This window comes from Streptococcus suis (genome assembly GCA_024583055.1).
In the GTDB taxonomy this organism is placed as follows: Bacteria; Bacillota; Bacilli; order Lactobacillales; family Streptococcaceae; genus Streptococcus; species Streptococcus suis_V.
In genome coordinates this window covers 1255919-1271611 of record CP102145.1, presented here as the reverse complement: position 1 = coordinate 1271611, position 15693 = coordinate 1255919, and the positions used below count along the sequence as shown (strand labels likewise).

The window sequence follows — 15693 nt, the reverse complement described above, 5'->3', positions numbered from 1 at the left end:
GCGCAGAATTGGCGTAAGTAGAACCATATAAGAGGGGGGATAGTTTGCCTTTTTTGGCAAATGTGCTACAATGTAACATAATGGAGGGATAAGCATGAGTACAGTGACAGTTCGATTGAACCAAGAAGAGGAAACTTTTTTCAAAAGTTACGCGCAGTTGACAGGCCAAAGCCTCTCGAGTTTATTTAAGAAGGCGCTGGAGCGGACTATAGAAGATGAGTTTGATTTAAAAATCTACCACCAAGCCTATAAGGAGTACCAAGACGACCCTGAAACCATTTCGCACGCTGACTTCAAGAAAGAGCTAGGTTTTTAACATGTACCGTATTGACTATTCCAAAAGAGCACAGCGTCAGATTCGTAAAATGGATAAGCAGGTACAGAGGTTACTATTTACCTGGATTGACAAACATCTGGACGGTACAGAAAATCCTAGGCAGCATGGCAAGGGCTTGACAGATAACCGAGCTAATGAATGGGGCTATCGTATCGGCGATTACAGACTGATTTACGATATTCAAGAGGATAAGCTGGTTATTCTGGCCCTTGAGTTTGGACACCGTAAAGATATTTATTAGGCTGGTTTGACCAGTCTTTATTGTTTTCCTTGCTTGGTAGATATTTTGAAGAAAAACTAAAAAATAAATGTTTTTCAGGCATATTATATGTTCCCATTTGCTTGGAAAAGAGTTTTACTTTAAAAAATCCTCTTTTTAGGGTATAATGGTCAAAGAAAGTCAAAGAAAGAGGCGATTCCATGGCGATGAAAAATACATCAGACTATATCGAAGAGCATATCAAGGCTATCTTGGAGCAGGTCAATGTGGCGGAACTCCGTCGGAGTGAATTGGCTAGTCGGTTTGAGGTCGTGCCCAGTCAGATAAACTATGTCATTAAGACACGGTTTACAGCCAGTCGGGGTTATATTGTGGAAAGTAAACGCGGTGGCGGAGGCTATATCCGAATTGGCCGCATTACCTTTTCGGACAAGCATGAATTGGTTCGTGATTTGTTAAATAATATGGGCGACCAGTTGTCTGCGACCGTTTATAATGATATTTTACAGCTCTTGTTTGATGAGAAATTGATGACAGAACGAGAGGGCAATTTGTTTCTTGCGACGGGTACAGATGAGGTGCTCGGCAAGGAAGCGGCAGGTATCCGGGCCCGCATGATGCGTCAGATTTTACGGCGCTTAGATAGGAAAGAGGATTAGGGGAATGAATATTTCAAAGGGATTGAAACGGGTCTTTGAGGATGCCCAGCTGATTGCCCAACGTTATAGTAGTGATTTGTTGGAGACCTGGCATGTGCTCTTGGCCTTTGTTATCAACCAAGATACGGTGGCTGGAGCGGTTCTGGCAGATTATCCACCTAGTGTGGCAGACTATGAGCATGCTACCTTTGTCGTGACCGAAAAAGTCTATCAGGAGGACATAGAGTCCTTCAAGATTTTGCCGTCGTCCAAGCGTTTGGATGAGAAGGCAGCCAATGCCAAAACCATTGCGCAGGCCGTCAAGGCTAAGGAAGTAGGAACAGAGCATCTTTTCCTAGCCATGCTTTTGGACAAGAAAACAGTGGCCAGTCAGATTTTGGACAAGGTTGGTTTTCACCATGAAGACTCGGATGATAAGATTCGCCTGCTAGATTTGCGGAAAAATCTTGAGACCCGTGCAGGCTTCAACAAGGAAGATCTTAAGGCCATTCGTCTGGCCTTGAAGGGGCGCAAGGCTCCTCAACAGACCATGGGGCAGATGATGGGTGGCGGTATGCCTCAGCCCCAGACAGGTGGTTTGGAAGATTACACCCGTGACTTGACTGCCTTGGCTCGTGAAGGCAAGATGGAGCCTGTTATCGGTCGTGATACTGAGATTTCGCGTATGGTGCAGATTTTATCGCGCAAGACCAAGAATAATCCTGTCTTGGTCGGTGATGCGGGTGTCGGGAAAACAGCCCTGGCCCTGGGACTTGCTCAGCGTATAGCGTCGGGAGATGTTCCGCCTAGTCTGGCTAAGATGCGGGTCTTGGAGCTGGATTTGATGAGTGTGGTTTCTGGGACCCGTTTCCGTGGGGATTTTGAGGAGCGGATGAACAATATCATAAACGACATCGAAGAAGATGGTCAGGTGATTCTTTTCATCGATGAGCTTCATACTATTATGGGCTCTGGTTCTGGGATTGATTCGACCATGGATGCGGCCAATATCCTCAAGCCTGCTCTGGCGCGTGGCACTCTGCGGACGCTTGGTGCGACGACCCAGTCGGAATATCAGAAACATATCGAAAAGGATGCTGCTCTGGTTCGCCGTTTTGCCAAGGTCATCATCGAAGAGCCAACAGTGGCGGACAGCATTGCCATTTTGGCAGGTCTCAAAGGGACTTTTGAAAAATACCACAGGGTCCAAATCACAGATAGTGCTGTAGAGACGGCCGTGACCTATGCCAAGCGATATTTGACTAGCAAACGCCTGCCGGATTCAGCAATTGACTTACTAGACGAATCAGCGGCAAGGGTGCAGAACCGTGTCAAGGGTCAGCCAGTTGCGACAGGCTTGACAGTCCTTGACCAGGCCCTCATGGCTGGCAAATACAAAACGGTCAGCAAGCTCCTCCTGGCTGAGAAAGAGGCTGTTAAAGCCGGCCAAGGTTACGACTTAGAAGTGACGGAGGCAGATATTTTGGAGACCCTCAGTCGCCTGTCGGGTATTCCAGTGCAGAAACTCAGCCAGACAGATGCCAAGAAATACCTGAACCTGGAAGCAGAACTCCACAAGCGGGTCATCGGTCAGGACCAGGCCATCTCAGCCGTCAGCAGAGCCATTCGACGCAATCAGTCTGGCATTCGGACCGGTCGCCGTCCAATCGGTTCCTTTATGTTCCTGGGGCCAACAGGTGTCGGCAAGACCGAGCTGGCTAAGGCCCTGGCAGAAGTCCTCTTTGATGATGAGTCGGCACTAATCCGCTTTGATATGTCCGAGTATATGGAGAAATTTGCGGCCAGCCGCCTCAACGGTGCGCCTCCAGGCTATGTTGGCTATGAAGAGGGTGGCGAGTTGACGGAAAAAGTCCGCAACAAGCCTTACTCTGTCCTTCTCTTTGACGAGGTTGAAAAGGCCCACCCAGATATTTTCAATGTCCTCCTCCAGGTCTTGGACGACGGTGTCTTGACAGACAACAAGGGGCGTAAGGTAGATTTCTCTAATACGATTATTATCATGACCTCCAACCTTGGGGCAACTGCCCTGAGGGACGACAAGACGGTTGGTTTTGGTGCCCTTGATTTGTCCAAGAGCCAGGAGCATGTGGAAAAACGGATTTTCGAGGAATTGAAAAAGGCCTACCGCCCAGAGTTTATCAACCGTATTGATGAAAAGGTTGTCTTCCACAGCCTATCTGAAGCGGATATGCAGGATATTGTCAAGGTCATGGTGCAGCCGCTGATAGCTATCACGGCCGAGCGTGGTCTGACCCTCAAGTTGCAACCGTCTGCTCTCAAACTCCTAGCGACAGAAGGCTACGATCCAGAAATGGGTGCCCGTCCGCTCCGCCGTCTCTTGCAGACCAAGCTGGAAGATTCATTGGCAGAAATGCTCTTGCGTGGTGACCTGGTTGGCGGTCAAACCCTTAAAGTGGGCGTCAAAGCTGGCCAATTGAAATTTGACATAGTGTAAGAAGGAAAGGGAGAACGTATTCGTCATTTTCCTAAAATATAAAATGTAAATAGGTATCTTATGAAAAAAACTGTTGCTGTTATTTTTGGGACCTTTGCGCCTATGCACAAGGGTCACATTGACCTAATCCAGCGGGCCAAGCGAGCCTGTGACCGAGCGGTGGTCATCGTATCTGGTTATGAAAATGACCGTGGGGACAAGATTGGCCTGGGTCTGCAAAAGCGTTTTCGCTATATTCGTGAAACTTTTAATGACGAGTCCTTGATTTCGGTTTATAAGCTAGACGAAACAGGCATGCCTCCTTATCCAGAAGGTTGGGCGCCCTGGCTAGAGGCCTTACAACAGCTGGTGCAGGCTGGCGAAGACGAGGAATTGGTCTTCTATGTTTCTGAAAAAGAATACTCTGCGGAGCTGGAAGAGCGTGGCTTCAGAGCATCTTTCACCGAGCGTAATTTCGGTATTTCGGCTACCCTAATTCGGGAAAATCCAGCCAAGCACTGGAACCTGATTGCCAAGCCCTTCAGACGGCATTTTTCAAAAAATGTCTTGGTGGTTGGTTCGGCCTCAAACGGCAAGACTACCCTGGTCAAGGATTTGGGACGCTATTATTCCTGTCCTGTCTCCCTAGAGTACGCCCGCTATTACCAAAAGCGCTACAATGTTCGTGACGATGAGTTGACAGGCAAGGATTACAATTACTTGCTGACGGGCCAGTATCGCCAGACCTCTGACTTGATTGACTCAGACACCAATCGTGGGCTGGTCATTGCGGATACCAATGCGACTGTGACCGAGGCCTACTATAACTATTATATCGGCGAAAGCTCCAGCTCCTTCCATTCCCTCTGTGCTGACACGGTCAAGAATGAAAAGTGGGACTTGATTATCTTTGTCCTGCCGACAGGTAACTATGTGGACGACGGTTTTCGGGACATGTCTATGGCCGACCAGGAAGTTCGCCATGCTTTTACGGAGTTATTGAAAAAATTAGTGGCAAAAAATCACCCAGATGCGCATTTGGCCTTTATCGGTGGGTCCTATCTGGAAAACTATCAAAAATCCATTGATCTGATTGATGCCATCTATCAGGAATTTTAGGAGAAAATAGGAGATATGGAAAAAATAAAACAGATACTGACTGGCTGGGTGGAGGGCATCCGAAATGTCCCTGCCACCTTTGCGAAATTAGGCCAGGCAGCCAAGGAATTAGGATTTTTCGGGCTCTTGAAGGCAGCCTTTGCGGATATGTTTTTGGGACGGACAGCCTTTCAATGGCTCTATCTCATCGGTCTATCCAGTGTGCCGCTGATTTTAGAGTTTACCAGCGGTAGCGACAAACACGACTGGATGGGGCTCTTTGCCTCCTGGACGGGGATTGTCTGCGTCATAATGGTAGCAGAAGGCCGGGCTAGTAACTATGTTTTTGGTTTTATCAACAGTCTGATTTACTTTGTGCTTTCCTATAATAGTGCCTTTTATGGGGAAGTGATGACAGCTGTTTTCTTCTTGGTCATGCAGCCTATCGGCCTTTATACTTGGTTGGCTGCCCGTGTCAATGAAACCGAGGATGAGACGCCTGAAATCAGCGAATTTGAAACTCGCAGCCTGTCTTTCTTTGGCTGGGTCAAATGGCTGAGCTTCACGGCTCTTGTCTGGGGGATTTTTGGTCTTCTCTACCAATCTATCGGATCTGCCAGACCCTTCCGAGATTCTGTGACAGACGGAACCAACTGGACAGGGCAATTTCTCATGACTTATCTTTACAGGGAACAGTGGCTCTTCTGGATTGCGACCAACCTCTTTTCTATCTACCTCTGGTGGGGAAATTCCATCCACATGCAGGCCATGTACTGGGTCTACGCTCTCAATAGTGTCGTCGGCTGGTACCAATGGTCCAAGGCTATGAAAAAGGGGTAGGAAATTAAAAACTTAAATACAAAAATAACCTCCGAGTCAGCATTCGGAGGTTTTGCTATTGCTACCAGCCATAATTTGGCTCTTCACAGGTCATCAGGGCTTGGAATAGTTCTTCGGGCGTAGTGACTTTCAGCCCACCGTATCTAGGGTCCTGGACATTGGGAGAGGGGTCGAGGTAGTAGAGCTGCTCAATATCCTTCCCGTCTTCTGTGGTCAGATAGCCAATACCAATGACGTTGTGCTCCCCTTTTTTACCAGGATACATCACAGCGGAGTCAAAAGTATAGTACATAGGGTAGCCAACATCAATATTTTCCCTGACCCTCTGCTTAAACAAGGCCATCTCTTGTCCAGCTGGATTAGGGTCCGTCACCGTCGCCAGCCGATAGCCAGCCTGACCATCTGTAGGATATTCATAGCCGAAAAGATGTTTATTGAGGATGCGAATGGCGTCACGATTATGGGTGCCAAAAGGCTCGTAGGTTCCCATTTCAAACGCCAACTGCTTCTGCCCAACATGGACGCCCTGACTAGATAGCATCATACTGACAGTCGTCGGAGCGCAATAGTTCCAGACAGTTTGGATTTGCGGTTGGACACTTAGCTGTTTTTTGATTCGCTTGGATGCCGGCTTTTCCTGCTCTGGTTCGGAACTCGGTGTGGTCTCATTTGGTTCATTTTCTTGGGTAATGGCAGAGCTACTGGAGCTTGAAGAGCTAGGGTTTTTAGTCTGTTCTCCACTTGTTTTGACAACAGAGCTACTTGTCGCCTTTACTTCAGGGGAGGTCTGCTCCTGCCGAGGGACAAGCAGAAAAAAGCTGGCAGAGGCAAGAATGAGAGCTAAAGAAGACAGACAGAGACTGATAAGAATAACTTTTGATTTCATAGCCACCTCCTGGAGGATTTTGTAAAGCATTTCACAATATTAGTATATTATAATTATATGTATTTGGCAAGAACTATCCATAAAAAATGGCTGAGGAATGCCCAACCATTTCTTTATATTTTATTTAGTAACACGTCTTTTGCGGAGATGACAAAGGAGACCAGCTGGAACTGATCTCCTTTTGTTTATTTAACTTGTTTTGCTTGATAGGCAGCGCGTGCTTGGTCGAAGAGTTCTTGGACTTCTTCGATGGTTTCGGCACGGGATACGGCACCACGGATTTTAGCGGCACCAGCTGAGCCACGCAGGTAGTGGGGCGCTAGACCACGAAATTCGCGGACAGCAATGCTTTCGCCCTTGAGATTTGTCAAGCGGGTTAGGTGGTCAAAGGCGACATTGAGCTTGTCCTCAAAGGATAGGTCGGGTAGGATTTCACCCGTTTCCAGATAGTGGTTAATCTGGTTGAAGATGTAGGGATTTCCCATAGCGGTCCGGCCGACCATGACAGCGTCAGCCCCAACTTCCTCGATACGCTGGCGGGCATCTTCTACATTGCGGATGTCGCCGTTTGCGATGAAAGGAATCTTGGTCAGGCTGCCAGCTACTTTGGTCAAGGTCTCTAGGTCAACGGTTCCTGTGTACATCTGCTCGCGGGTCCGTCCGTGCATGGCCAGGGCAGCCACACCGCCACTTTCTGCGGCCAGGGCATTTTCGACCGCCAGGTCGGTATTATTCCAACCGGTCCGCATCTTAACGGTCAGGGGAATGTCGAGGACGGAAGTCACTTCCTTGATGATGTGGTAAATCTTGTCAGGGTCCTTGAGCCACTTGGCACCAGCCTCGTTCTTGATGACCTTGTTGACAGGGCAACCCATGTTAATATCTACGATATTGGCCTTGGTGTTTTTCTGAATGAAGTCAGCTGCACGTTTGAGGCCCTCAGCCTCGCCACCGAAGAGCTGGATAGACATAGGGTATTCGTTATCGTCTATATGGAGCATGTGGAGGGTCTTCTCGTTGTTGTAGAGAAGGCCTTTTTCAGAAATCATTTCCATAACGACTAGGCCTGCGCCCATTTCCTTGGCAATGGTGCGGAAGGCCGAGTTGGTCACGCCGGCCATTGGGGCCAGCACGCAGCGATTGGGGATTTCCACATCACCAATCATGAAAGGGGTATTGAGGTTAGCCATTGATGAGTTCCTCCAAATCGTTTTCGTCAAAGTGGTAATGGGTCTGGCAGAATTGGCAGGTGATGTCCACGCCCTTGTCTTCCTCTTTCATCTCTTGCAGGTCCGCTTTTGGCAAGCTGGCTAGAGCATCGAGGAAGCGGTCTTTAGAGCAGTCGCAGACAAAGCCGATTTCTTCTTCTGATAGGCGTTTGAAGTCGTCGTCGCCATAAATGGCGGATAGCAGAGCTTCTATGTGGTTTTCAGAAGCCAGCAGGCTTGAAATGGCAGGCATTTCTTGGATGCGTTTTTCGAAACGGACAATTTCAGCCTCAGTCGCACCTGGTAAAACTTGGAGCAAGAAGCCGCCAGCTACCTTGACCTTGTCTTCCTCGTCCAACAAGACATTCAGTCCCACCGCAGAAGGTGTTTGCTGGCTGTCTGTTAAGAAATAAGCAAAGTCTTCACCGATTTCACCAGAAATCAATGGCGTCATGGAATTGTAGGGGTGGCCAGTTCCGTAGTCTGTAATGACCAGGAATTGACCATTGCCTACAAGTGGTCCAACGATAACCTCGCCAGTCGTCGTCCGTTTGTAGTCCAAGTCTGGGTTTTGAATGTAGCCCTTGACCTGCCCTTTGGTATTGGCAACAGAGATGATAGCCCCAACAGCACCGCTGGCCAAGATTTTCAGGGTGATTTTGGTATCGCCTTTTTCATTGGCAGCCAAAATCTGATTGGCAATGAGGGTGCGACCCAGAGCAACGGTGGACGACGCCATAGTATCGTGTTTTTCTTGGGCTGTTTTCACGGTTTCTGTGCTATCTAGCACAAAGGCACGGAAATGCCCGCTTTTTGATAGAGTCTTAATAATTTTATCCATAAGGATTATTATAGCACAAGTGGGGAAAATGGGGAAAGGGAGTGACCGAAAGTAAAAAACTGACTATGACTAGCCAGTTTATAGTTCAGGAAACAACTTCCGTAATATCTTCGGTGTAATGCTCTGACCAGGTCCTGCGTAGGTATAGGTATGCAGGTACATGGCAGGGTTAAAGTTAAGTTCGATACAGGTGCAGTTGGGCTCTTCCTTGCTGGCTGGCTTAGTGCGGTCAGGAATAATCAAATCTACACCGCAGGCCCAAGCTCCCATAGCAGTTGCCATAGCGGCAGCCAGTTGTTTGTAGGACTGGTCCATCTGGTCGGTCATATCAATAGAGTCACCACCGGTGGAGATATTGGAATTGCCACGCAGAAAGGCTTGGACGCCTTCTGGCAAAACTGTATCGGGTGTGTAGCCCTGTTGCTCCAACATAAGCAGTTCGATGTCGCCCAAGTTAATGATTTCCAGAGGTGAACGGTGGTCACGGCCACGCAGGGGATCTTGATTTTTTTGGTCCACTAATTCTCGGATGGTTGACTGTCCATCCCCTACGACATTGGCTGCGACGCGGAGCAGGACAGCCTCGCACTTGCCATCAAGGATAAAGAAGCGGTACTCGGTTCCCGCCACGAACTCCTCCACTAGCACATGGCTATCTTCCGAAAAGGCGATGTCAAGGGCTTTTTCATAGTCCGCAAGGCTTGCCGGTTCTTGGAAGATAGAGATGCCTAGTCCGAAATTGGTAGATTTGGGTTTGACAACAATAGCAGAGCTGGCTACCTGTCCGTAATACCGCAGGGCCTCTTCCTTGTGAGAGAATTCCGCTCCCGCAGGCACTGGGAAACCAGCCTGGTCCAGTATCTTCTTGGTTACGACCTTGTTGGCCATGGCCAGAGGAATGACGTAGTTGTCCTTGGAAGTCATGTTGCCGTTTTTGATATATTCGACATGGTCACCCTTCCAAAGCTTGAGAAATTGGTCCTCTTCATCCAATATCTCGACCTGCAGTCCCATCTGAATGGCGTCAAAGAGAATCATCTGGGTGGAGAGTTCCATATTTTCATAGCCCTTGAGGGCATAAGGCGCAGACCAAGCGTAATCTTGAAAGGCTAGACCTTGCTTGCGTCCAAATTCTTGAAGGGACCGGTCTTTGACTTTTTCCAACAATTTCCCTGCCAAAGTCAGGCTCGGGTCGCTCAAGCTGGCTTGAACAGTCGTCAGTAAATCTTGATAATAGCTGTCCAATCCAAAATGGTCAATAATCGCTTGCATGGCTTGAACAATGGTTTGGCTATCCGCCTCTGCTGGTAAAGGTGTCAAGGGATGGCTGAGGGCAATGCGGTTGTTAAGCTGATGGGCCTGCGCCAATTGTGCGTCGACATCGGTTAAATCATCCAGCCACAAGAGGGCGAGAATGAAGAGATGAACTGTGTCCAAGGTCCCTTGGCTGATGGCCAGTTGGTCGAAGGGATTGAGGTCAAAGGTCCGAAACTCCAAATAAGAAATGCCCTTGGTCAGATAGTCGCGACTGGCCTTGGCCCCGCGCAAACGGACAGCAGAGTAAAATTCTTTTTCCGCAGACAAGCGGCCGTCGGTCACTGCCTCTTCCATGTCTGTGACGTATTGTTCCAGTGATGAAAAAGAGATCCAAATATCATCCGCATTGACATAGCCGTATTGGGAATTACGAATGGAACGAACGCAACCAATGTCATCCGCAAAAAAATCCTTCTCCGCCATTGAGCTTGCCCCGTAAAGATAGGTCAAGAACCAGCGATAATAGAGAAAATTCTGGGCCAGTTTTAGGTAGAGGGCATTTTTGAAGGTAACAAAATCCTTCTCGCTATCCGTCTCTCTGCTGGTCTCAAATAGTTGCTGGATCAGGTCTTTGCCCAATTCAAAGTTATAATGGATGCCCGACATGGACTGCAAGAGCTTGCCGTAGCGTTGCCCCAAACCGACCCGATACTGGTACTCAAATTCGCTTTCTAGCTGGGCGATTTGAATTTCGTCCTCGGTGATGTGAGGAGGCATGGACAGGGGCCAAAGGTATTCGTCCTTGTTCATGGATCGACAGGCAACGTCTGTGATGGCGCCCAAAAAGCGACGCGCTTCTTTGGTCGACTGGGTAACAGGCGTAATCAGCTCTAGCTGTGGCTCGCTGTAGTCGGTCTGGATATAGGGATGGAAGGATCGTGAACCTAGTTTTTCAGGGTGGGGCGTCTGAGCCACACGATTTTCAGTGTTAATCCGCAGAGATTCTCTTTCTAAGCCAAAAGTTGCTTGAAGAATGGGTGCGGTAGAGGGTAAGTGTTTCAGCATAGTGTCTATTCCTGTTATTTTCTTATTCCAATTTTATCTAGTTTGCTGAAGAAATACAAATTTTCGCTACGTTTTGGCTTGAAAATCCAGAGAAACCGACCAAAGGCAAGGTTCAGACTTCGGAATTTTCCATCAAAGGACATAATATTTTTGTAAAAACAGCACCAACAATCGTATTTTGCTTATTTTAGAAACAGTCAAAAAATAAAAGTTCGTTATTTTTGAAATACGGGCTATTTCTTGATGAAACGTTCGTTTTTTGATAGAATAGATTGTAAACGAAACTTGCAGGTGAAATTCCTGCCAGAAGTGTTTGAAAGGAATTGGACACCAAGGAAAAGTTGGAGCTGTCAAAGGTTTAAAGGCAGACTTTCTAGTCGATTTGGCGGTGTTCTAGGTATCTTAAATTATGACATCAGTAGTTGTTGTTGGAACCCAGTGGGGCGATGAAGGAAAAGGCAAAATCACGGATTTCCTCTCTGCCAATGCGGAAGTCATCGCACGTTATCAAGGTGGTGACAATGCCGGTCACACCATCGTCATCGACGGCACCAAGTATAAGTTGCACTTGATTCCGTCTGGAATTTTCTTCCCAGAAAAGATTTCGGTTATCGGAAATGGTGTAGTTGTCAATCCAAAATCCTTGGTTAAGGAAATCAACTACCTCCACGATTCAGGTGTGACGACAGATAATTTGCGTATTTCAGACCGTGCTCATGTTATCTTGCCTTACCACATCAAATTGGACCAGTTGCAGGAAGAATCCAAAGGTGAGAACAAGATTGGGACAACCAACAAGGGTATCGGTCCTGCTTACATGGACAAGGCTGCTCGTGTCGGTATCCGTATCGCAGACCTCTTGGACAAGGAGATTTTTGCGGAGCGTTTGAGAACAAACTTGGCTGAGAAAAACCGTTTGTTTGAGAAAATGTATGAGTCAACTCCGATTGAGTTTGATGAAATCTTTGAAGAATACTACGCTTATGGTCAGGAAATCAAGAAATATGTAACAGATACATCTGTTATTTTGAACGATGCTTTGGACCAAGGCAAACGTGTCTTGTTTGAAGGTGCACAAGGAGTTATGTTGGATATTGACCAAGGTACCTATCCATTCGTTACTTCTTCAAACCCAGTTGCGGGTGGTGTGACGATCGGTAGCGGTGTCGGTCCAAGCAAGATTGACAAGGTTGTTGGTGTATGTAAGGCCTACACTAGCCGTGTTGGTGACGGACCATTCCCAACTGAATTGCACGATGAAATCGGAGACCGTATCCGCGAAATCGGTAAAGAATACGGTACGACAACAGGTCGCCCACGCCGTGTCGGTTGGTTTGACTCAGTGGTGATGCGCCATAGCCGCCGTGTGTCAGGTATTACCAACTTGTCCCTCAACTCGATTGACGTCTTGTCAGGTCTTGAGACCTTGAAAATCTGCGTGGCTTATGACTTGGATGGTGAGCGGATTGACCACTACCCAGCAAGTTTAGAGCAACTCAAACGCTGCAAACCAATCTACGAAGAAATGCCAGGTTGGTCAGAAGACATCACAGGTGTTCGTAGCTTGGATGAATTGCCAGAAGCAGCTCGCAACTATGTTCGTCGTATCAGCGAATTGGTCGGCGTTCGTATCTCAACGTTCTCGGTAGGACCAGGTCGCGAACAAACCAACATCCTTGAAAGTGTCTGGAGTTCTAAATAGGATATTGAGCGGGAAATCAGTAGAGTTAGGAGGAGAAAAATAGTATGTTCCTCATATTGGGTGTTACTGGAGTCCTGTTCTTATTCAGCATATTGGTGGGCTACCTGGTTTTCGTGGTTGCTTGGAGTTTGCCACGTATGGAGGATAAACAGCAACATCGTTACTATTTGATAGGCTCCTTACTAAGTCTGCTCCTATTTCCCTTTATTGGACCCTTGGTTTTTCCTATATTTGGCTTTAGCCTTGGTTATGGAATTTCTGCTCCACTGTCAAAAAGATGGAGAACCTTCTTGATAATAGTAGGGGTGGTATTGCTGCTTTGTTCAGGTCTAGCTCTTTTTTGGATTGCCGAAACCGTGTTGGATCTATATTCAAATTAAAGATTAAAGGGCAAGTTCTATCTGAACTTGTTCTTTTTTGATATTCTGCTATAATAGATTTTACTAGATTCTATAAAATAAAGAGGTTTACAAATGGAAGGTTTATTTTTACCCCTAATCATGGTGGCTATGGTTGGTTTCATGTTTTATTCACAGCGTAAGCAACAGAGACAGCGCCAAGACGCCCTTAGTCAAATCAAAAAAGGTGACGAAATCGTGACCATAGGTGGCTTGTTTGGTATCGTTGATGAAATCGACGACAAGAAGGTCGTTCTGGATGTGGACGGTGTTTATTTGACCTTCGAACGTGGTGCCATTCGCAATCGTGTGACACCGGCTGCAACGACAACAGTAGTGGCAGAAGAACCAGCTGTAGAAGTCGCTGCACCTGTTCAAGAATCAGTCATTGAAGAGTGAAGAAAAGAGAGTTATTGACTGCCCAGCTAATTTTGGGAGTCAATAACTCTTTTTGTGTATAGGTAGGTATAGAGATAGATGATGGGTTGCATGAGAGTGTTACGTTCTGTAAGTGAGAAATTTCACTCTTGGAGAATCATCTTATCCACTCTCAACTCTTATCAATGAACCTAAGTTCTATCGTCAACTTCGTTTCCTAGGCTCAGCTACTTTTGATTTTCTTTGAGTATTAGCAGGAATTTACTAAGATTCGTTATTGCTAATTGTTTAGTTTTTCAACTGCTTCCTGTGGTAGCGGTACCTCTCCGCAGCGGTAAATATTGTATATTTTTGAAAAGTATACTTACAAACAAACTTTATCTAAATTTTGACCAAATGTGAAACGAGTTTTCTTCGATAGAGTCCATAGAAGTAACAGCTTCGTTTGCGTCTGTATTGTATGCAATTAATTGATTTCCAGCTAGTATGAGAATTGTGTCAGAATTAATTCTTTTTACATCTTTTATGTAAGCTTGATTACTAGAAAGACCATATTGAGAAAGGTCTACGAATTGAGTAGAATAATCACGGGTATTGAAAAGGCTAAAGCAGACCTTGCCAGAGTCATTTCGTTCGTGTTCTATTGCCAATATATCTTGACCAAGGTCGTAGATGTTGGTTGGTGAAATTTCAGGTAAATCAATAAATTCACTTTGCTTAGAGTCTAAGTCATAGTGGAGAATTTTACCAATGGGTACCCATGACGCATAGGGAGAATCTCGGCGCCCATTCACAACAGCAAATAGACTGTTGTTTTTTATAATAGTGTCTTCAAAAGAATAGGTGGTATCTGAGTTTTCAAAAAGAGTCTCCTTGCTTTCCAAACGTATTTCACCATTATTGATAGACAATTTATATAGATCTGTAGGAAAAGTTCCTTGTCCATGTACCTTTGTGCCCAGAAAGTAGATATAGTCTCCATCTGCTTTAAAATCATTTCCTAGTAGGGGTTCTTCAAAAATATATTTGTTTTTTTTGTTTAGATTCGAATCAAATGAGGCGATGAAGGTTTCTCCTGTATTGGCTTCAGATGTGAAGTAAAGATTTTGATATTGACCCGAGGAGGTGTAGGCATACTCAGGTGTTTTGTTATATCGAATTTTCCCATCTTCAAAATCAATGGAAATAATCCGTCCGACAACCCCTAACGGAGGACCTTCTTCTGAAAAAACCAAATAACGATTTTCCAATTCTGCACGATGGACAGTAGGGTTTATTTGCCCTTTTACAAGCTCAATTGAGTTTGTAGAGACGGGAATAAATTCCTTGTTTTCAAAGCGGTATCCAGTGATATTGTTATTGCTGATGATATAGAAATCTGCCTCAGAGTTAATATCTATTGTCGGATTGGATAGAATTTTGGTTGCAATTAAATAAATACTTATGGCTATCATCAATCCGACAATTAATAAAAGTATTTTCTTTAACCTTTTCATAAACCACCTCCATTATCGGTTCCTATAGACAATGGTTGTTTTGGGGTTGTTTACAAACTCACCAGGATGGATAGCAATAGCTGCTCCAGCATCGTTATCGCTTTTATTTAAGTCAACACCAGCAGTATAATAGTAAGCTGCCCAAACTAATTGAGAGCAGTAAAAACTTCCTGTTTGTCTGGCATTCCAGAAGTTGATGTTATAAGGTTTCCCAACTTGCTGTCCTGCCCAATGTCCGGCGTTCCAATCCTGTTGCACACTAGTTGCATTCACACCTACTTGCCAGATTGTGTGGGAACTGCTAGTCCATTCTCCGCTTTTAAGTCTAATATTTTCGCCTTTTCTAGGAGCTTCAGCTACAACATGAACATCTTGAGGGGCAACAATAGCGGCATGCCATGTATTAATACTTTTGGTTCCGAAGCCTTGGGTGGTAACACAGATTAGTCCATCACGCCAACTCCAAGTTCCGATGCGGGCACGGGTGCGATCTTTGACATCGGCCTGTACAGGTGCTGTTAAACCATATTCTAAATATTCCTGCTCTAAATTAGGCATATTTTCCAGAATAGACTCTTGCTCAGGAGTTAGTTGTACATCATTTCCGACAGAAGTATTAGCATCACGATATAAGTCAGTGCTATCTTCAGCTTTTATTGTAGCTACAGGTAAAGCCAAGGATAGACAGAGGACAGAGAAAGCTGTCAATAATTTTTTATTTTTCAGTTTGAATTCCTCCTTATTGGAAGCAAAGAAAATTGAAATAGCTAGCGTCATCTTTTGAATTTGCTCAGATAAAGATGACGGTCTTTTCTGGGGGAAATTAGAGATGTGGTTGAAACTTTAGTACATGGGAATCACCTAGACTTTCTAA

At 46.0% G+C, this 15693-nt stretch carries 14 protein-coding genes; 8 read left to right on the top strand and 6 right to left on the bottom strand.

What is annotated here, in order from left to right; all coding sequences use genetic code 11:
* Nucleotides 1–94: 94 nt before the first annotated feature.
* From NQZ91_06235 to pnuC, 6 genes are all read left to right on the top strand, one after another.
* Nucleotides 95–316: a DUF6290 family protein gene (locus NQZ91_06235; protein ID UUM57005.1), complete on the top strand. Its 222-nt coding sequence runs from the start codon at nt 95–97 to the stop codon at nt 314–316.
* Between the two features lies 1 nt (nt 317).
* A complete protein-coding gene (locus tag NQZ91_06230; GenBank protein UUM57004.1) occupies nt 318–578 on the top strand; it encodes a type II toxin-antitoxin system RelE/ParE family toxin in 261 nt (86 codons plus the stop codon).
* 179 nt (nt 579–757) lie between these two features.
* A complete protein-coding gene (locus NQZ91_06225) occupies nt 758–1216 on the top strand; it encodes a CtsR family transcriptional regulator (GenBank protein ID UUM57003.1) in 459 nt (152 codons plus the stop codon).
* A 4-nt stretch (nt 1217–1220) separates the two neighbouring features.
* Nucleotides 1221–3671, top strand: coding sequence for an ATP-dependent Clp protease ATP-binding subunit (locus NQZ91_06220; GenBank protein UUM57002.1), 2451 nt, complete (start codon nt 1221–1223; stop codon nt 3669–3671).
* Nucleotides 3672–3731: 60 nt separating this feature from the next.
* Complete coding sequence (locus NQZ91_06215; protein UUM57001.1) at nt 3732–4769, top strand: AAA family ATPase; 1038 nt, start codon at nt 3732–3734, stop codon at nt 4767–4769.
* 15 nt (nt 4770–4784) lie between these two features.
* Entirely contained in the window at nt 4785–5588 is an 804-nt protein-coding gene (gene pnuC / locus NQZ91_06210; protein ID UUM57000.1) for a nicotinamide riboside transporter PnuC, read from the top strand.
* Between the two features lie 61 nt (nt 5589–5649).
* On the opposite strand, the gene NQZ91_06205 is transcribed toward pnuC, so the two are convergent.
* The 4 genes from NQZ91_06205 to gshAB all read right to left on the bottom strand — a co-directional run bounded on the left by NQZ91_06205 (nt 5650) and on the right by gshAB (nt 10845).
* Nucleotides 5650–6474, bottom strand: coding sequence for a C39 family peptidase (locus tag NQZ91_06205; protein UUM56999.1), 825 nt, complete (start codon nt 6472–6474; stop codon nt 5650–5652).
* A 185-nt stretch (nt 6475–6659) separates the two neighbouring features.
* A complete protein-coding gene (gene dusB / locus NQZ91_06200) occupies nt 6660–7664 on the bottom strand; it encodes a tRNA dihydrouridine synthase DusB (GenBank protein UUM56998.1) in 1005 nt (334 codons plus the stop codon).
* On the bottom strand, nt 7657–8523 hold the full coding sequence (gene hslO / locus NQZ91_06195) for an Hsp33 family molecular chaperone HslO (GenBank protein UUM56997.1): 867 nt from the start codon (nt 8521–8523) through the stop codon (nt 7657–7659). Before hslO ends, dusB begins: the two co-directional genes overlap by 8 nt.
* Before the next feature lie 78 nt (nt 8524–8601).
* Complete coding sequence (gene gshAB / locus NQZ91_06190) at nt 8602–10845, bottom strand: bifunctional glutamate--cysteine ligase GshA/glutathione synthetase GshB (protein ID UUM56996.1); 2244 nt, start codon at nt 10843–10845, stop codon at nt 8602–8604.
* 409 nt (nt 10846–11254) lie between these two features.
* Between gshAB and NQZ91_06185 the strand changes: the two genes are divergently transcribed.
* Both NQZ91_06185 and yajC read left to right on the top strand, forming a co-directional pair.
* Complete coding sequence (locus NQZ91_06185; GenBank protein UUM56995.1) at nt 11255–12547, top strand: adenylosuccinate synthase; 1293 nt, start codon at nt 11255–11257, stop codon at nt 12545–12547.
* Between the two features lie 473 nt (nt 12548–13020).
* Nucleotides 13021–13344 carry a preprotein translocase subunit YajC gene (gene yajC, locus NQZ91_06180; protein UUM56994.1) on the top strand — a complete coding sequence of 108 codons (324 nt, stop codon included), beginning with the start codon at nt 13021–13023 and terminating at the stop codon, nt 13342–13344.
* Between the two features lie 356 nt (nt 13345–13700).
* Here yajC and NQZ91_06175 read toward each other — a convergent pair whose 3' ends face one another.
* Complete coding sequence (locus tag NQZ91_06175) at nt 13701–14819, bottom strand: hypothetical protein (GenBank protein ID UUM56993.1); 1119 nt, start codon at nt 14817–14819, stop codon at nt 13701–13703.
* 12 nt (nt 14820–14831) lie between these two features.
* A complete protein-coding gene (locus NQZ91_06170) occupies nt 14832–15596 on the bottom strand; it encodes a YiiX/YebB-like N1pC/P60 family cysteine hydrolase (GenBank protein UUM56992.1) in 765 nt (254 codons plus the stop codon).
* Nucleotides 15597–15693 lie beyond the last annotated feature (97 nt).